The organism is Kineothrix alysoides (assembly GCF_000732725.1).
Taxonomy (GTDB): domain Bacteria; phylum Bacillota; class Clostridia; order Lachnospirales; family Lachnospiraceae; genus Kineothrix; species Kineothrix alysoides.
This window is the reverse complement of sequence record NZ_JPNB01000002.1, coordinates 191,264-209,422: the sequence shown is the minus strand read 5'-3', so window position 1 is coordinate 209,422 and position 18,159 is coordinate 191,264. Positions and strand designations below refer to the sequence as shown.

Below are 18,159 nucleotides of genomic sequence, written 5' to 3'. Positions count from 1 at the left end.
TGATCTCCATAAGTTGGACTGCAAAATCTAACTTATAGGAGGTCAGTTTTTATGTCAAGTATTGTTTTGGGGCTGATTTTGCGGTTAAAAAGAAAGCCGTTCAGGCACATGTCCCCTCCTTTGCCTGAGTCATCGTCCTTTCCGGATTCAACCGGGTTTCACCTTGTATATTTTTTCAGAGTACATATTAATTTAAAAAGTTCTTGAAAAAATAAAAAATAATGCTATAATATTCCTAAATACTTTGAGTATCAAAATATTATAAAATCAAATAATAAGAGATTCAATGAAATTCGATGAAAAAAGGAGTATTACACGATGGGCAACAGAAGTTGGGACGAAGCGATAAAGGATTTAGAGGAACGCCGCGAGAAGGCTGCGCTGGGCGGCGGAACTGCGAAAATCGAGAAACAGCACCAAAGCGGCAAGCTCACGGCGAGAGAAAGAATAGAAATACTTTTGGATAAAGGCACCTTTGTGGAGGTGGATGGCTTTGTGGAATCCAGAATCGATGATTTCGACCTGGATAAAAGAAGGGTTCCGGGAGACGGTGTAGTGACGGGCTACGGAGAAGTCGGCGGGCGTCTGGTGTTTATTGCCAGCGAAGACTTCACGGTAATCGGAGGAACTCTGGGAGAGTACCATTCTTATAAGATTTGTCACATTCAGGATATGGCAATGCAGATGAAAGCCCCGATTATCTGCATCAATGACAGCGGCGGAGCGAGAATCGAAGAGGGAATCTCATCACTTAGCGGATATAGCGGCATATTTTTACGCCATACGAAGGCTTCAGGGGTGATTCCTCAGATTTCTGTCATTTTAGGCCCCTGCTCCGGCGGTGCATGCTATGCGCCTGCAATCTGTGACTTTATTTTTATGGTAAGCGATATTTCCAAGATGTTCATTACGGGGCCTAACGTAGTAAAGACGGTTATTAACGAAGAGGTATCCGTAGATGAGCTGGGTGGAGCACAAGTGCACGCGAAAAAGAGCGGAGTCGCACATTTTGTTTATGAATCCGAGGGCGACTGCCTTATGGGAGTGAGAAAGCTTCTCTTTTATCTGCCGTCAAACAACAAGGAAACGGCTCCTGTCGTAAAAAATATAAAGGAGCGCCCCTCGGTTCTATTCAGCGTGAATAAAGTAATCGAGAAGTTCGGAAGTCTCGGAAAGGCCTTATCTCAGGGAGAAAAGGACAAAATGAGCCGCATCAGGGAAATTGTGCCGGATAATTCCAGACGCGCTTACGATGTGAAGGAAGTACTGGAATGCATCGTAGATGAAGGAAGCTTTTTCGAGGTGCAAAAGGATTTTGCAGCCAATGCGGTAGTCGGTTGGGCTCGCATGGACGGAGAGGTCGTAGGCTTCGTAGCGAATCAGCCCAATATAATGGGTGGTTCATTAGATTATCATGCGTCCGATAAGATTGCACGTTTTATCCGTTTCTGCGACTGTTTCAATATTCCTTTGATAACCTTGGTTGACGTTCCTGCATTCCTGCCCGGTACGGAGCAGGAGCACAACGGAATCATAAGGCATGGAGCGAAGGTGTTGTATTCTTACGCAGAGGCTACGGTGCCGAAGATATCTATTATTATGCGCAAGGCCTATGGAGGGGCGTACATAGCTATGAACTCCAAGGAAATGGGCGCAGACATGGTATTCGCATGGCCCATCGCGGAAATTGCGGTTATGGGCGCGGATGGAGCTGTAAATATTGCGTTCAAACGTAAGATAAAAGAAGCGCAGGACCCTCAGGCGATGCGTGAGCAGTGCAAGCAGGAATACGAAGACCGGTTCTTAAATCCCTATGTGGCAGCAGCCAGGGGCTATGTAAACGAAGTGATTAAGCCGGAGGAAACGAGAGAGAAGATATTAAAGGCATTAAAAGCGCTAAAAAGCAAATCGGTGGAAACCCCTTACAAAAAGCATGGGAATATACCGTTATAAATTTCTAAAAAGGATGCGGCAGGGAATCGAAAATCGAACTCCTTACCGCATCCTCTATTATTATGTAATAGGAAATACTTTTAACAATAGTAATTAAATAACATTCCGCTATAAGCGCTGGTAATATAAGGCGTGGCATAATTCTTGCCGGGATTCTTATATGCGACAATAGTCTTATTCGCGTAATTCATAGGATTAAGTGATATCTGGTCGGTCTTGCGAATCAAAGAATTAGCGAAATTCTTAATCGAAGAAAAATCCTCCTTGGCGTAGCTGGATAAAACTGCCGATGCCAATTCGTCTTTATCTATATTAATCGTTCCGTTGTCCTGAACCTTAAGGCCGATAACGTCGAAACTGCTCTGGTAGCGGTCGGTAATTCCTTTCATCTCGCCTAACAAACGGCGGCTGCCGGAAAAATTATCCGTATAGCCTGACATATCCGCTATAAAAGAATTATAGCTCTTTAAAAGAGCATTGACATTTTCTGTCAGGGATTCTACATCCGTCTTTAAACCGATGGTAGCTGCCTGCCCCTCCATGCTGCTGATGCCTTTTAAGGTAACTTCATAAAGACCATCGACAGTGAAGGTATTGGACGTGGAAGTACGGGTCATTCCATTCAATAAAAACTCTGCATTGGAAGCCGGGCGCGCAAGATAATCCAAACCGAAATAAGAAACAGAACCGGAATTCTTGCTTGTATGGTCGTCCGAAACTGTGAAAATAGAAGCGTCGGCATCCTTCAGTCCCTCGGAAACAGAACTTAAGCGCAGCGAGCTGTTGCCTCTGCCATCCTCAATGACATCTGCCCTCAGCCCGATATCCGCATTGGTTATCAACCTTGAAAGACGCCTTTGTACCTCACGGTTAGTTTCATTTTCTTTTATATTATACTGGAACTCGTAGTTCAAATCGTTTATACTTATATCGAAAGAATAGGTATCCGGAGAAAGCTTCGTCTTTGTGTCCGGAAGGAACACTCCGATATTGAACTGGCCGGAGGCTAAGGAATTGACCTCAATATTATAGGAAGGAACATCCTGACCGTCGGGTGCTTCGGTTTGCTCTCCGATGAAGGAAACAACAACCATATCCTCGTTGCTGGAATAAGCGGCTTTTTTATTCAGAATCTTCTCTTCATCCAAGCCGCCTAAGGAGGCGATGGAGCTTCGGAGCGATCGGGCATCCTCCTTGATTCCTACCGCAAAGGTCTTGGCTTCCTTGCTGGTATCGAGCTTGTACAGAGGGGCATCTTTATTTAATTTGACAATGGAGTTGTATATATTCCGAAGTTCGCTTTTCTTGTGTGCATCGAAACGCGAATTCTTGTTAGGTGCATAAGCTGTCAGGTAATTATTATGAATATTGCTTAAGACAGCACCATTATATGCCATAATGTCCCCCTCCTTTCTCTCGATGAGATAACTCTACCTTATTATATTATGAAAGCCTAAAACATATCAATATACATAATATACAAATATAATCGGCGATTCGGTTACTGTTCACTCCGTTCTCAGTAATGCATGATTTCTGCATGTAAGTTCGCTCTGCGAAGCAGAAAGCACCTCTTGAATCACGTTCTTACGCGTCTGTGCCATGATACATATATCGGATAAAAAATATAAATATTAATAACAGTTTCATATAAAAACAAATTAAAAAAATAAATTAAAAAATTAGGACAAAAACCTCTCTAAACAGTTGACGATGCGGGCTTCTTGTGTTATAGTTATCCAACGAGATTAGTTTTAGGTCTTTTTTTTATGCTCAAAAATTGGAGGAAAAATATATGCGTACAAGAATTACATTGGCATGTACAGAATGCAAGCAGCGTAACTACAATACAACAAAAGATAAGAAAGCACATCCGGATAGAATGGAGACAAAAAAGTATTGTAGATTCTGCAAGACTCATACTATGCACAAAGAAACTAAATAATTGGTCCGTAATTTTTGAAAGGAGTACAATATGGGAGATTCCGCAAATACAGATAAAGCACCGAAGACGGATTTTTTCAAAGGTGTAAAAACTGAATTTAAGAAAATTACATGGCCGGATAAGGATGCACTTCTCAAACAGTCTACAGCAGTTGTCTGCGCCTCGGTTGTAGTAGGAGTAATTATTGCCGTACTTGATTTTATCATTCAGTATGGTGTGGATTTCATGACGACGTTGTAGAGTGAGGGTGGATAAATGTCAGAGGCAAATTGGTATGTAGTGCATACCTATTCCGGGTATGAGAATAAAGTCAAAGCCAATATTGAGAAGACAATCGAGAACAGACATCTGGAGGAAGAGATTCTGGAGGTCCGTGTACCTATGCAGGACGTCGTAGAGATGAAGAACGGCGCTAAGAAGAATGTCCAGAAAAAGATGTTCCCGGGTTATGTTCTTATTAATATGGTAATGAACGACGACACTTGGTATGTTGTCAGGAATACGAGAGGTGTTACAGGCTTTGTAGGTCCGGGAAGCAAACCGGTACCGCTTACGGAAGCAGAAATGAAGCCTCTTGGCATTCGAATGGAAAATATCTCTGTGGATTTTGCAGAGGGAGATATGATTGCAGTCGTCGCCGGAGTTTGGAAGGACACGGTGGGCGTCGTACAGAGGATCGATTACGGCAAACAGACGGCTACGATCAATGTAGAACTTTTTGGCAGGGAGACCCCGGTCGAGATTGGCTTTGCAGAAGTAAGAAGGATGTAAGAGATATTTTGTCGGAATTTCTTTTCCGATTGAAATATAAATCAGTAACATGAAAAGTCTTGGGGATTTTTCCAGGGCAGTGGGAGCATCATCCCGCCGGCTTTTGCCGAACGGAGGATGAAGCGCCAGACCACAATATTTTAGGAGGTGCCAAAATGGCAAAGAAAGTAGAAGGATATATTAAGTTACAGATTCCTGCCGGAAAAGCAACACCGGCTCCACCGGTTGGTCCTGCACTCGGACAGCACGGTGTCAACATCGTTGAATTTACCAAACAGTTCAACGCGAGAACAGCGGATAAGGGAGATACAATCATCCCCGTTGTTATTACAGTATATGCAGATAGAAGTTTCAGTTTTGTTACAAAGACTCCGCCTGCAGCAGTACTTCTTAAGAAAGCATGCAACCTTAAGTCCGGTTCGGCAGTGCCTAACAAGACGAAGGTGGCAACGATTTCCAAAGACAAAGTAAAAGAAATCGCTGAGCTGAAATTGCCTGATTTGAATGCAGCTTCTCTCGAAGCAGCTATGAGCATGATCGCAGGTACGGCAAGAAGTATGGGCATTACAGTAGAAGATTAATAACAAGTAAAAGTGGGAGGCAATGATGATTGCCGATTGAACCATAGGAGGAATTGACAATGAAACATGGAAAAAAATATAATGAGGCTGCAAAGCAGGTAGACCGTTCCATTCAGTACGAAGCAGCGGATGCGATTGCTCTTGCAAAAAAGACAGCTACCGCAAAATTCGATGAGACCATCGAAGTTCATATCAGAACCGGTTGCGATGGACGTCATGCAGAACAGCAGATTCGTGGTGCCGTTGTATTACCTAACGGTACGGGTAAAGAAGTAAAAGTATTGGTATTCGCAAAAGGAGATAAGGCTTCCGAAGCAGAAGCGGCAGGAGCTGATTTTGTAGGCGGCGATGAGCTTATCCCCAGAATCCAGAACGAAGGCTGGTTAGAGTTCGACGTTGTTGTTGCTACCCCTGACATGATGGGCGTTGTAGGACGTCTCGGTAAGGTTCTCGGACCGAAGGGCTTAATGCCTAACCCGAAAGCGGGAACAGTAACGATGGACGTAACCAAAGCCATTAATGATATCAAGGCAGGTAAGATCGAGTACAGATTGGACAAATCCAATATCATACACGTACCTGTTGGCAAGGCTTCCTTTACGGAAGAGCAGCTGTCACAGAACTTTGGCGCATTGATGGAAGCTATTGTAAAAGCAAAACCGTCAGCATTGAAGGGACAGTATTTAAGAAGCATTACGCTTTCTTCCACTATGGGACCGGGCGTAAAGGTTAGCGTAGCGAAGTTCTAATATACGTTGCTTATAGAGTTTGCAAGGGCTGCCGCACTAAGTGATTAGTGTGACAGCCTTTTTATATCATAGGAAAGACCTTGCTGCTTTAACGTGTGAAGGTATTGCCTCCTATGATATAAACACTCGTGTTGCCCTTCGGGCCAACGATGCGCAGCTACGCGCGCGGAACAAAAGCTGTGCAGCCAAAGTATTTGGCCGCGAGAGTGTACGAAGCACACTTTTGTCCGATAAAAATAAGTACTTGTTCTATAAAAGGAATTAATTGTGTTATAATTATATTATTGTCATAAAAATCAACAGGAGCTTGTAATAAATGAAGAAAACCCGGAGAAGAAAAATACATTTCCTGAATATTCTGTTAACCTTCTGGTTAACTTTTGCCGGAGTGGTTATTGTCGGTGTTGCAGGAATATTGATATATAATTCCGTTGTGGGAAAAGCGGACGCAGTAGCACTTTCACCCTCCGGCCTGTCGGAGGTCGTTTCGCATATGTTTTCGGAGAAAATACCGGAGGAAGAAGCGGAGGCGAGGGAGGAAGCATTGAATATAAGCGGACGATACGGAGAAATTTTGTCGGATAAAGAGTACATGGCTCTGAATAATATTTATGCTAAGGAGGCCGCTTCGGCAGAAGAGGTGACATTGTCCTTCGGCGGAGATATACTGTTCGATCCAAGTTACAGCGTTATGGTAAAGCTGCTGCAGAGGAAAAATGGAATCTATGACAGCATATCGGCAAAGCTGCTGGAGGAAATGAAGAGTGCGGATATTTTAATGCTGAACAATGAGTTCCCTTATTCCGACAGAGGAACGCCCACACCGGAGAAGCAGTTTACCTTTCGGGCAAGGCCTGAATCCGTAAGCCTTTTGGATGATATGGGGGTGGATATCGTATCGCTTGCCAATAATCATGCGTATGATTATGGAGAAGCAGCGCTTCTGGATTCCCTGGATATCTTAAAAGAGGCTGGGATGCCATATGTGGGAGCGGGCCGCAATCTGGAGGAGGCAGCAAAACCTGTCTACTTCATTATAAATGATATAAAAATAGCCTATCTGTCTGCCACTCAGATCGAGAGGCTGGATAATCCAGATACTAAAGGAGCTACGGATAATTCTGCGGGAGTATTCCGGTGTTGGAATCCCGAAGGCCTTTTGGAAGCGGTAAAGGCGGCAAAGGAAAACAGCGATTTCGTGGTAGTATATATTCATTGGGGAACGGAGAATACGGAGCAGTTAGATTGGGCCCAACTGGATCAGGCACCGAAGATCGTGGAAGCGGGAGCGGATTTAATTATTGGAGATCATCCCCATTGCCTTCAGCCCATTCAATATGTGGATGGAGTTCCGGTGGTATACAGTCTTGGAAATTTTTGGTTCAACTCCAAGCAAGTGGATACTTGTCTGGTAAAGGCCGCCATCAATGAGAATGGATTAAAAAGTCTTAAGTTCATCCCCGCCCTGCAAAAGGATTGCCAAACTTCTTTGTTAGAAGGGGCGGAAAAGGAAAGGGTGCTTTCCTATATGCGAGCCATTTCTCCGGGTGTGAATATCGACGAAGAAGGATATATTAATTAAATAGGATTTTCTGAAGAAGTATGCTTGAGTGAAAAGTGATCTTCAATTTTTAGACGAAGATTCAAGCGAAGAGTGGAAAACGAAGATTGCGCAGATTGAAAAAAAGACTGGCTGAAAAAGTTGAAAAGATTGATAAAAGTGCTTGACAATATAAGCATAAGTATATTATATTGATAAAGGTCGTTTTGACCGTGCCGAAGACAGTAGGTGCCGGATGTGAACAGTTTCTGTTCCTGCGGCGTAAGTGTATCGCCTACCGAGGAGAAGAGTTGATGCTGTAATGTGACTTTAAACCTTTCTGTCTTCAGAGAGGTTTTTTATATGTATATAAACTCCTATCGGCAACAAGAGGGCTAAGGCCCTTACAAATCTATAAGGAGGTAAAAAAAGTGGCAAAAGTTGAATTGAAACAACCCGTCGTAGAAGAAATTTCCGCAAGCATTAAAGATGCGCAGTCAGTAGTGCTCGTAGATTACCGCGGACTTACGGTAGAGCAGGACACAAGACTTCGCAAGCAGCTTCGCGAAGAGGGAATTACTTACAAGGTTTACAAGAACACGATGATGAATTTCGCGTTTAAGGGAACGGACTTCGAAGCACTCGCTCCGTATCTGGAGGGCCCCAGTGCAATTGCTATCTCTACAAGCGATGCTACGGCACCGGCAAGAGTATTGTGCAAGTTTGCGAAGGAAGCAACCAAGCTCGAGATCAAAGGCGGTATAGTTGAAGGCTCTGCATACGACGCGAACGGCATTGCCGAAATCGCTAAAGTTCCTTCAAGAGAAGAGCTGCTCTCCAAGTTACTTGGAAGCATCCAGTCTCCTATCACGAACTTTGCTCGTGTCATGAACCAGCTGGCAGAAAAAGGCGGCGCATCCGCATGCGATACACCGGCAGCAGAAGAAGCAGCTCCGGCAGTAGAAACAACAGAGGAAGCGACACCGGCTGAAGAAGCAGCACCTGCAGCAGAGGAAGCGACACCGGCTGAAGAAGCAGCACCGGCTGAAGAAGCAGCAGCTCCGGTTGAAGAAGCTCCTGCTGAATAAGAAATAAATTCAGAAAACAAAAATGAAAAGAAACTTACAAAATTATAATGGAGGTAAATGAAAATGGCAAAATTAACAGCTCAGGAACTTATTGACGCTATTAAAGAGTTAACAGTATTAGAATTAAATGATTTGGTAAAAGCTTGTGAAGAAGAATTCGGTGTGTCCGCAGCAGCAGGTGTTGTAGTTGCAGCAGCAGGTGCAGGCGAAGCAGCAGCAGAAGAAGAGAAGACAGAATTTGATGTTGAGCTTACAGAAGTAGGCCCTAACAAGGTTAAGGTCATCAAGGTTGTACGTGAAGCTACAGGCCTTGGCTTGAAAGAAGCTAAAGACTTAGTTGACACTGCTCCGAAGATGGTAAAAGAAGCTACATCCAAGCAGGATGCAGAAGACATCAAAGCGAAACTGGAAGCAGAAGGCGCTAAAGTTACAATTAAATAATTGTATTTTACCAGAAGATATACAGCGGTATCCGAAAGTCGGATACCGCCGTTTTTATATAATATAATAGGAAGTTCTGAGGATTTTTTATTATATTATATAAAAAGTCCATTTGTCTTAATTTTTTGAAAAATTTCTTGACTATACAAAATTCTTGTAGTAGAATGGATGATGCACTATTGTGTTAAGGTGTGGATACTTTTAGTAAATTATAAAGAACGGGGTGAAATGTCAATGGAAAAGAACAGAATACGTCCTATTGCCTCAGGCAAGAACATACGTATGAGTTATTCACGGCAAAAAGAGGTTTTGGAGATGCCCAATCTTATAGAAGTTCAGAAGGACTCCTATAAATGGTTTCTCTCAGAAGGCTTAAAAGAAGTCTTTGACGATATATCTCCAATTGCGGATTATAGCGGACACTTAAGTCTGGAATTCGTCAGCTTCGAATTGTGTGAAGATGATGTTAAATATTCTATTGAAAAGTGCAAAGAAAGAGATTCAACTTATGCGGCGCCGTTAAAGGTTAAGGTTCGTCTTTATAATAAAGAGAAGGAAGAAATCAGTGAACATGAGATTTTCATGGGAGATCTTCCCTTAATGACTGAGACGGGAACCTTCGTTATCAACGGGGCGGAGCGTGTTATCGTTAGCCAGTTGGTACGTTCTCCGGGCATCTATTATGCCATCGGACACGATAAGATCGGTAAGCGTCTGTTTTCTTCCACCGTTATTCCTAACCGTGGTGCATGGCTGGAATACGAGACTGATTCCAATGATGTTTTTTATGTACGTGTAGATAGAACAAGAAAAGTGCCGATTACTGTATTGATCAGAGCGATGGGAGTCGGTACCAACGATGAGATAAGAGAGCTTTTCGGTGATGAACCTAAAATCGAAGCAAGCTTTGGCAAGGACACTGCTGAGAACTATCAGGAGGGTCTGTTAGAGTTATATAAGAAGATTCGTCCGGGAGAGCCTTTAAGCGTAGAAAGTGCGGAGAGTTTGATTACCGCAATGTTTTTTGACCCCAGAAGATATGATTTGGCGAAGGTTGGAAGATATAAATTCAACAAAAAATTAGCATTAAAAAATAGAATCAGACATCACATTCTTGCTGAGGATGTGGTGGATGTGACCACCGGTGAAGTTTTGGCGACTGCCGGTACGAAAGCGACGGCACAGCTTGCCGACGCTATTCAGAATGCAGCGGTTCCTTATGTATATATTCAGACGGAAGAGAAGAATGTTAAAGTTCTTTCCAATATGATGGTGGATATTACGAATTTCGTGGACTGCAATCCCAGAGAGCTTGGCATTAGCGAGTTGGTATACTATCCTGTTTTAGAGCAGATTCTTGAAGAATATGGCGAAAATCCGGAAGCTCTTGCCGATGCGCTTAAGAAGAATGTACACGAGCTTGTACCGAAGCATATTACGAAAGAGGATATTATTGCCTCTATTAATTATAATATCCATTTGGAATATGGTATCGGTAACGATGACGATATCGATCATTTGGGCAACAGACGTATCAGAGCGGTAGGAGAACTGCTCCAGAACCAGTATAGAATCGGTTTGTCCAGACTGGAACGAGTTGTTCGTGAGAGAATGACGACTCACGATGCGGAAGAAGTATCTCCGCAAGTGCTCATTAATATTAAGCCGGTGCAGGCTGCTGTGAAGGAATTCTTCGGTTCCTCCCAGTTGTCCCAGTTCATGGATCAGAACAACCCGTTAGGCGAGCTCACTCATAAGAGACGTCTTTCAGCGTTGGGTCCTGGTGGTTTGTCCAGAGATCGTGCCGGATTCGAGGTCCGCGACGTTCATTATTCCCATTATGGAAGAATGTGCCCCATCGAGACACCGGAAGGTCCTAACATCGGTCTGATCAACTCTCTCGCTACTTATGCGAGAATTAATGAATATGGTTTTGTGGAGGCTCCTTATCGTATTATCGATAGATCCGACGCAGAGAATCCGCGTGTAACGGATGCAGTCGTTTATATGACGGCGGATGAAGAAGATAATTATCATGTAGCTCAGGCCAACGAAGCGTTGGACGAGAAGGGATATTTCATAAGAAATACTGTCTCCGGCCGTTATAAAGACGAGACGTCCGAATATCCCAAGGCTATGTATGAGTATATGGACGTATCGCCTAAGATGGTATTTTCAGTTGCTACGGCTCTCATTCCTTTCTTGGAGAACGACGATGCGAACCGTGCGCTCATGGGATCCAACATGCAGCGTCAGGCTGTGCCTCTTTTGACTACCGAGGCCCCTGCCGTAGGAACGGGTATGGAACCGAAGGCAGCGGTTGACTCCGGCGTTTGTATCGTTGCGAGAAAATCGGGTACCGTGGATTATGTATCTTCCAGACTCATTAAGATGACTTACGATGATGGTGAGAGAGATGAATACCGTCTTACGAAGTTCTCCAGAAGTAACCAATCCAACTGCTACAATCAGAAGCCTATCGTATTTAAGGGCAACCATGTGGAAAAAGGTCAGGTGATTGCAGACGGCCCTTCCACGGCGGACGGCGAGTTAGCACTTGGCAAGAATCCCTTGATCGGCTTCATGACTTGGGAAGGCTATAATTATGAAGATGCTGTTCTTCTGAGCGAAAGACTTGTGCAGGAGGACGTTTATACCTCTGTTCATATCGAGGAATACGAAGCGGAAGCCCGCGACACCAAATTGGGACCGGAAGAAATTACGAGAGACGTACCGGGCGTGGGCGATGATGCGCTGAAGGACCTGGATGACAGAGGAATTATCAGGATCGGTGCGGAGGTTCGTGCCGGAGATATTCTCGTAGGTAAGGTTACTCCTAAGGGAGAGACGGAGCTTACGGCGGAAGAACGGTTGCTTCGCGCGATTTTTGGCGAAAAGGCGAGAGAAGTAAGGGATACCTCCCTTAAGGTGCCTCACGGCGAATATGGTATTGTCGTAGATGCCAAGGTGTTCACCAGAGAGAACGGCGACGAGCTGTCTCTCGGCGTAAATCAGGCGGTGCGCATTTATATCGCTCAGAAGAGAAAGATTTCCGTAGGTGATAAGATGGCAGGACGTCACGGTAACAAAGGTGTTGTTTCCCGTGTGCTTCCGGCAGAGGATATGCCTTATCTGCCCAATGGACGCCCTCTTGACATCGTACTCAATCCTTTGGGCGTGCCTTCCCGTATGAACATTGGACAGGTACTTGAAATTCACCTTTCACTTGCAGCGAAGGCGCTTGGCTTCAACGTTGCGACTCCGGTATTCGACGGCGCTAACGAGAACGATATTATGGATACGCTTGATCTTGCCAACGATTATGTAAATATGACGTGGGAAGATTTCGAGAAAAAATATAAAAATGATCTGCTCCCTGAGGTAATGGAATATTTATCCGAGAACAGAGACCATAGAGCGCTTTGGAAGGGAGTTCCGATTTCCAGAGATGGTAAAGTAAGGTTGCGCGACGGAAGGACCGGCGAATATTTTGACAGCTCGGTAACCATCGGTCACATGCATTACCTGAAGCTTCACCACTTGGTAGATGACAAGATTCATGCCCGTTCTACGGGACCTTATTCTCTGGTAACGCAACAGCCTCTCGGTGGTAAAGCGCAGTTCGGCGGACAGAGATTCGGTGAAATGGAAGTTTGGGCTTTGGAAGCATATGGTGCATCCTATACACTTCAGGAGATTCTTACTGTAAAATCCGATGATGTCGTAGGACGTGTAAAAACCTACGAAGCCATCATTAAAGGCGATAATATACCTGAACCCGGTATACCTGAATCCTTCAAGGTACTCTTGAAAGAATTGCAATCTCTCGGACTCGATGTTCGCGTACTCCGTGAGGATCAGAGTGAGGTCGAGATTATGGAGACCATCGATTACGGCGATACGGATTACCGTTACGAAATCGAAGGAGATTCCAAGGGCTATAATTATGAGAAGGAGCCATTGGAGTCCATGGGATATCAGAAGCAGGAATTCGATGAGGACAGCGGAGAGCTGGTAAGCTCCGACGACGAGGAAGAACTGGATGATGATATGGATTTGGAGTTACAGGAAGAAGCTGAATTTGTAGAGTCTTTTGGTGAGTAAGATTATTGCCGAATGGCATCAATTGTTGCTATGAAGCCGTAGGCTCATCAGTAACATAATATCTGGAAGGAGTACCCAAAATGTCAGAAACAAAACAGGAAATGTATCAGCCGATGACATTCGATGCGATTAAGATTGGTTTAGCATCGCCTGAGAAAATCAGAGAGTGGTCGAGGGGAGAAGTATTAAAGCCGGAGACCATCAATTACAGAACATTGAAGCCGGAAAAAGAAGGTTTGTTTTGTGAGAAGATTTTTGGCCCCAGCAAAGACTGGGAATGTCATTGTGGTAAATATAAAAAAATCAGATATAAGGGTGTTGTCTGCGACCGCTGCGGTGTAGAGGTAACGAAGGCCAGCGTACGCAGGGAGCGTATGGGCCACATTGAGCTGGCGGCCCCGGTATCTCACATTTGGTATTTTAAGGGAATCCCCAGCCGTATGGGCTTGATTCTCGATTTATCCCCGAGAGTGCTTGAAAAAGTTTTGTATTTCGCTTCTTATATTGTACTGGATGCAGGCGAGACCGATTTGGAATACAAGCAGGTGTTGTCTGAAAGAGAATATCAGGATTCAAGAGAGACATGGGGAAATAAATTTCGTGTAGGTATGGGAGCAGAGGCAATCAAAGAGCTGCTTCAGGCAATCGACCTCGAAACGGAATCGGTAGAATTAACAACCGGCTTAAAAGAATCCACAGGACAGAAGAGAGCCAGAATCATTAAGAGACTGGAGGTAGTTGAAGCCTTCAGAGAATCCGGAAATCGCCCGGAGTGGATGATTATGGATGCGGTTCCGGTAATTCCTCCTGATTTACGTCCTATGGTACAGCTGGACGGCGGACGCTTTGCGACCTCCGACCTAAATGACTTATATAGAAGAATTATTAATAGAAATAACCGTCTGAAGAGACTCCTTGAGCTGGGCGCTCCTGACATCATTGTGCGCAACGAGAAGAGAATGCTTCAGGAGGCTGTAGATGCACTTATCGATAACGGCCGCCGCGGACGGCCGGTAACGGGGCCGGGCAACAGAGCCCTCAAGTCTCTTTCCGATATGTTAAAGGGTAAGTCCGGACGTTTCCGTCAGAACCTGCTTGGAAAACGTGTCGATTACTCGGGACGTTCCGTTATCGTCGTAGGGCCGGAGCTTAAGATTTATCAGTGCGGTCTTCCGAAGGAGATGGCGATTGAGCTTTTCAAACCTTTTGTTATGAAAGAGCTGGTTGGGAGAGGTATTTCACAGAATATTAAAAACGCGAAGAAGCTGGTAGAGAGACTGGATTCGCAGGTATGGGATGTCTTGGAGGAAGTAATCAAAGAGCATCCGGTTATGCTTAACCGTGCTCCTACGTTGCACAGACTGGGAATTCAGGCATTTGAGCCCATTCTCGTAGAGGGTAAGGCAATCAAGCTTCATCCCCTCGTATGTACAGCGTTTAATGCCGACTTCGACGGTGACCAGATGGCTGTACACCTTCCGCTTTCTGTAGAAGCGCAGGCAGAGTGCCGTTTCCTTCTGCTTTCGCCCAACAACTTGTTAAAGCCGTCAGACGGCGGGCCGGTAGCTGTTCCTTCTCAGGATATGGTACTCGGCATCTACTATCTGACACAAGAACGACCTGGTGCGGTAGGAGAAGGCAAGTTCTATAAGAACGTAAACGAAGCTATCCTTGCTTATGAAAACGGCTTCTGTACCTTGCATTCAAGAATCAACGTAAAGGTGACGAAGAAGAATGAAAACGGCGAAGAAGTGAGCGAAAATGTGGAATCTACATTAGGACGCTTCTTATTCAACGAAATCCTTCCTCAGGATTTAGGCTTCGTGGACAGAACGGTTCCTGAGAACTTTCTGAAGCTGGAAGTGGATTTCCATGTAGGCAAAAAGCAGTTAAAGCAGATCCTTGAAAAAGTTATTAATACTCACGGTGCTTCCAAGACGGCAGAGGTACTGGACTTAATTAAATCCACCGGATATAAATACTCCACCAAGGCGGCAATGACCGTTTCCATTTCCGATATGACAGTGCCGGAGCAGAAGCAGGAAATGTTGAATGAGGCTCAGTTGACGGTAGATAAGATTTCTCAGAATTTCAGAAGAGGCCTTATTACGGAGGAAGAGAGATACCGTGCCGTTGTAGAAACATGGAACGAGACGGATAAAGAGCTGACAGAGGTTCTTTTGTCTGGACTGGATAAGTACAACAACATCTTCATGATGGCTGACTCCGGTGCCCGTGGTTCCAATCAGCAGATTAAGCAGCTGGCAGGTATGCGCGGACTTATGGCGGATACTACCGGCAGAACCATCGAGCTTCCTATTAAATCCAACTTCCGTGAAGGTCTTGACGTTTTGGAGTACTTCATGTCCGCACACGGCGCCCGTAAGGGACTGTCGGATACGGCACTCCGTACCGCTGACTCAGGATACCTGACAAGGCGTATGGTCGATGTTTCTCAGGAACTCATCATCCGCGAAGTAGACTGCTGTGAAGGCAGAGAAGAGCTTCCGGGAATGGTCGTAAAGGCTTTTATGGATGGAAAAGAAACAATCGAGGGATTGAAGGACAGAATCAATGGCAGATATGCCTGCGAGACTGTAAAAGACAGAGAAGGCAATTTGATCGTAAAGAGAAACCATATGATAACTCCCAGTCGTGCTGCTAAGATTATGAGTGTCGGCGTGAATGAAAAGGGCGAACCTTTGGAAGCGATCAAGATTCGTACGATTCTTACCTGCCGTTCACACAATGGAATATGTGCGAAGTGCTACGGAGCAAACATGGCAACGGGCGAGGCGGTACAGGTAGGTGAAGCTGTCGGAATCATCGCGGCACAGTCGATCGGTGAACCCGGTACACAGCTTACCATGCGTACCTTCCATACCGGCGGCGTTGCGGGCGATGATATCACACAGGGTCTTCCCCGTGTTGAGGAGCTTTTCGAAGCGAGAAAGCCCAAGGGACTTGCAATTATTGCAGAATTTGGCGGCATAGCGACTATTAAGGATACGAAGAAGAAGCGCGAAATTATCATTACAAACGAGGAAACGGGCGAGACTAAGACTTATCTGATTCCTTATGGCTCCAGAATAAAGATTTTGGACGGAACGGTGCTTGAGGCCGGCGACGAGCTGACAGAAGGAAGCGTGAATCCTCATGATTTGCTGAAGATTAAGGGAGTACGCCCGGTTCAGGATTATATGCTTCGTGAGGTACAGCGCGTATACCGTCTTCAGGGTGTTGATATCAGCGATAAGCATATCGAGGTCATCGTGCGCCAGATGCTCAAGAAGATACGTATCGAGAATAATGGCGATGCGGAATACTTGCCGGGAACTCTGGTGGATATCTTGGACTTCGAGGATATGAACGATAAGCTGATAGAAGAAGGCAAGGAACCGGCGGAGGGCAAGCAGGTAATGCTCGGTATTACGAAGGCGTCTCTGGCTACCAATTCCTTCCTTTCCGCTGCTTCTTTCCAGGAGACCACGAAGGTTCTTACGGAAGCGGCAATTAAAGGAAAAGTAGATCCGCTGATCGGTCTTAAAGAAAATGTTATCATCGGTAAGCTGATTCCTGCAGGAACGGGTATGAAGAGATACCGCAGTACCTCGCTGGATACTGACAACAATCTGATGGGTACAATTTCCTTCGATGAAGATGGACTTTTCGATGAAGAAATGACTTTCGGTGACTTATATACCGAAGAGGAGAACTTCGAAGAAGCAGAAGTCTAAGCTCAGAGGAAAAACGCTTCGAAATATAAAAAAAAATATTGACAACGCATCTGCGACCACTTATACTATCAAGGTGTGCATGCAGATGCGTTTTCTTTTTTTGCGCATTTTAACAAATACCGAAACGAATCGAATGCGGCACAAGAAACTATTAAGTTTATACCATAGGAGGTGAAACAGAATGCCAACATTTAACCAGTTAGTAAGAAAAGGACGTCAGACATCAGAAAAGAAGTCAACAGCACCTGCTCTCCAGAAGGGTTACAACTCTCTTCACAAGAAAGCAATCGAAACTTCTTCTCCTCAGAAAAGAGGTGTTTGTACCGCTGTTAAGACAGCAACTCCTAAGAAACCTAACTCAGCCCTTAGAAAAATCGCCAGAGTTCGTCTTTCTAACGGAATCGAAGTAACGAGCTACATTCCGGGAGAAGGCCACAATCTGCAGGAGCACAGCGTTGTTCTTATAAGAGGTGGTAGAGTAAAGGACTTACCGGGTACAAGATACCATGTAATCAGAGGTACGCTCGATACTGCGGGAGTCGCTAATAGAAGACAGGCTCGTTCCAAATATGGAGCAAAGAGACCTAAGGCTGGTAAATAATTAGGATCTAGTACTACAGCATAACTAATTTGTGTTGGAATTCTGTTATTGATATATCAATATAAGCATAATGACAGCACGAACACATTAGTAGGTGAGTACCGTTGAATTATCAATCCATTTATTAATATATTAATAAGTGGAGACTAATAAGGAGGGAAGAATCGTGCCACGTAAAGGACATATTCAAAAAAGAGATGTATTAGCAGATCCTTTATACGATAATAAGGTAGTAACCAAGCTTATCAATAATATCATGTTAGATGGTAAGAAGGGTGTTGCTCAGAAAATCGTATATGGAGCATTTGCAACAGTAGAAGAAAAGGCAGGCAAGCCGGCTCTCGAGGTTTTTGAGGAAGCTATGAATAACATTATGCCTGTTCTCGAGGTAAAGGCCAGACGTATCGGTGGTGCTACTTATCAGGTTCCGATCGAGGTAAGAGTAGACAGACGTCAGGCTTTGGCTCTTCGTTGGCTGACATCCTATTCTCGTAAAAGAGGCGAGAAGACGATGCAGGAAAGATTAGCAAATGAAATTCTTGATGCTTCTAACAACACCGGAGCATCCGTTAAGAAAAAAGAAGATATGCACAAAATGGCAGAAGCTAATAAGGCGTTTGCGCATTATAGATTCTAAAGGAGGAATAAC

At 44.6% G+C, this 18,159-nt stretch carries 14 protein-coding genes and 1 other annotated feature; of the genes, 13 read left to right on the top strand and 1 reads right to left on the bottom strand.

Going from position 1 to position 18,159, the window contains the following annotated elements; translation table 11 throughout:
- Positions 1–318 precede the first annotated feature (318 nt).
- The gene (locus CC90_RS0111980) at positions 319–1,953 is read left to right on the top strand and encodes an acyl-CoA carboxylase subunit beta (protein ID WP_031391009.1); all 1,635 of its coding nucleotides are present in this window, start codon (positions 319–321) and stop codon (positions 1,951–1,953) included.
- 80 nt (positions 1,954–2,033) lie between these two features.
- Here CC90_RS0111980 and fliD read toward each other — a convergent pair whose 3' ends face one another.
- Positions 2,034–3,350 (bottom strand): flagellar filament capping protein FliD, encoded by a 1,317-nt coding sequence (fliD, locus tag CC90_RS0111975; RefSeq protein WP_031391008.1) that lies wholly within the window; start codon positions 3,348–3,350, stop codon positions 2,034–2,036.
- A gap of 398 nt (positions 3,351–3,748) precedes the next feature.
- Between fliD and rpmG the strand changes: the two genes are divergently transcribed.
- From rpmG to rpsG, 12 genes are all read left to right on the top strand, one after another.
- A complete protein-coding gene (rpmG, locus tag CC90_RS0111970; RefSeq protein WP_031391007.1) occupies positions 3,749–3,898 on the top strand; it encodes a 50S ribosomal protein L33 in 150 nt (49 codons plus the stop codon).
- Positions 3,899–3,928: 30 nt separating this feature from the next.
- The gene (gene secE, locus CC90_RS0111965; protein WP_031391006.1) at positions 3,929–4,138 is read left to right on the top strand and encodes a preprotein translocase subunit SecE; all 210 of its coding nucleotides are present in this window, start codon (positions 3,929–3,931) and stop codon (positions 4,136–4,138) included.
- Positions 4,139–4,153: 15 nt separating this feature from the next.
- The gene (nusG, locus tag CC90_RS0111960) at positions 4,154–4,669 is read left to right on the top strand and encodes a transcription termination/antitermination protein NusG (RefSeq protein WP_031391005.1); all 516 of its coding nucleotides are present in this window, start codon (positions 4,154–4,156) and stop codon (positions 4,667–4,669) included.
- A gap of 155 nt (positions 4,670–4,824) precedes the next feature.
- Positions 4,825–5,250 carry a 50S ribosomal protein L11 gene (rplK, locus tag CC90_RS0111955; RefSeq protein ID WP_031391004.1) on the top strand — a complete coding sequence of 142 codons (426 nt, stop codon included), beginning with the start codon at positions 4,825–4,827 and terminating at the stop codon, positions 5,248–5,250.
- Positions 5,251–5,309: 59 nt separating this feature from the next.
- Entirely contained in the window at positions 5,310–5,999 is a 690-nt protein-coding gene (rplA, locus tag CC90_RS0111950) for a 50S ribosomal protein L1 (RefSeq protein ID WP_031391003.1), read from the top strand.
- A 316-nt stretch (positions 6,000–6,315) separates the two neighbouring features.
- A complete protein-coding gene (locus tag CC90_RS0111945; RefSeq protein ID WP_031391002.1) occupies positions 6,316–7,581 on the top strand; it encodes a CapA family protein in 1,266 nt (421 codons plus the stop codon).
- 176 nt (positions 7,582–7,757) lie between these two features.
- Positions 7,758–7,910 (top strand) — a sequence feature (ribosomal protein L10 leader region).
- Between the two features lie 60 nt (positions 7,911–7,970).
- The gene (rplJ, locus tag CC90_RS0111940; RefSeq protein WP_031391001.1) at positions 7,971–8,627 is read left to right on the top strand and encodes a 50S ribosomal protein L10; all 657 of its coding nucleotides are present in this window, start codon (positions 7,971–7,973) and stop codon (positions 8,625–8,627) included.
- A 63-nt stretch (positions 8,628–8,690) separates the two neighbouring features.
- Positions 8,691–9,068 carry a 50S ribosomal protein L7/L12 gene (gene rplL, locus CC90_RS0111935; protein WP_031391000.1) on the top strand — a complete coding sequence of 126 codons (378 nt, stop codon included), beginning with the start codon at positions 8,691–8,693 and terminating at the stop codon, positions 9,066–9,068.
- A 234-nt stretch (positions 9,069–9,302) separates the two neighbouring features.
- Entirely contained in the window at positions 9,303–13,172 is a 3,870-nt protein-coding gene (rpoB, locus tag CC90_RS0111930; RefSeq protein ID WP_031390999.1) for a DNA-directed RNA polymerase subunit beta, read from the top strand.
- An 80-nt stretch (positions 13,173–13,252) separates the two neighbouring features.
- Complete coding sequence (gene rpoC, locus CC90_RS0111925) at positions 13,253–16,909, top strand: DNA-directed RNA polymerase subunit beta' (protein ID WP_031390998.1); 3,657 nt, start codon at positions 13,253–13,255, stop codon at positions 16,907–16,909.
- A gap of 181 nt (positions 16,910–17,090) precedes the next feature.
- Entirely contained in the window at positions 17,091–17,510 is a 420-nt protein-coding gene (rpsL, locus tag CC90_RS0111920) for a 30S ribosomal protein S12 (protein WP_031390997.1), read from the top strand.
- 166 nt (positions 17,511–17,676) lie between these two features.
- Complete coding sequence (gene rpsG / locus CC90_RS0111915) at positions 17,677–18,147, top strand: 30S ribosomal protein S7 (protein ID WP_031390996.1); 471 nt, start codon at positions 17,677–17,679, stop codon at positions 18,145–18,147.
- Positions 18,148–18,159: the final 12 nt, after the last annotated feature.

Coding starts and splice junctions, on each gene's coding strand:
- CC90_RS0111980 (WP_031391009.1), top strand. CDS start 319: ATGGGCAACAGAAGTTGGGACGAAGCGATAAAGGATTTAGAGGAACGC.
- fliD (WP_031391008.1), bottom strand. CDS start 3,350: ATGGCATATAATGGTGCTGTCTTAAGCAATATTCATAATAATTACCTG.
- rpmG (WP_031391007.1), top strand. CDS start 3,749: ATGCGTACAAGAATTACATTGGCATGTACAGAATGCAAGCAGCGTAAC.
- secE (WP_031391006.1), top strand. CDS start 3,929: ATGGGAGATTCCGCAAATACAGATAAAGCACCGAAGACGGATTTTTTC.
- nusG (WP_031391005.1), top strand. CDS start 4,154: ATGTCAGAGGCAAATTGGTATGTAGTGCATACCTATTCCGGGTATGAG.
- rplK (WP_031391004.1), top strand. CDS start 4,825: ATGGCAAAGAAAGTAGAAGGATATATTAAGTTACAGATTCCTGCCGGA.
- rplA (WP_031391003.1), top strand. CDS start 5,310: ATGAAACATGGAAAAAAATATAATGAGGCTGCAAAGCAGGTAGACCGT.
- CC90_RS0111945 (WP_031391002.1), top strand. CDS start 6,316: ATGAAGAAAACCCGGAGAAGAAAAATACATTTCCTGAATATTCTGTTA.
- rplL (WP_031391000.1), top strand. CDS start 8,691: ATGGCAAAATTAACAGCTCAGGAACTTATTGACGCTATTAAAGAGTTA.
- rpoB (WP_031390999.1), top strand. CDS start 9,303: ATGGAAAAGAACAGAATACGTCCTATTGCCTCAGGCAAGAACATACGT.
- rpoC (WP_031390998.1), top strand. CDS start 13,253: ATGTCAGAAACAAAACAGGAAATGTATCAGCCGATGACATTCGATGCG.
- rpsL (WP_031390997.1), top strand. CDS start 17,091: ATGCCAACATTTAACCAGTTAGTAAGAAAAGGACGTCAGACATCAGAA.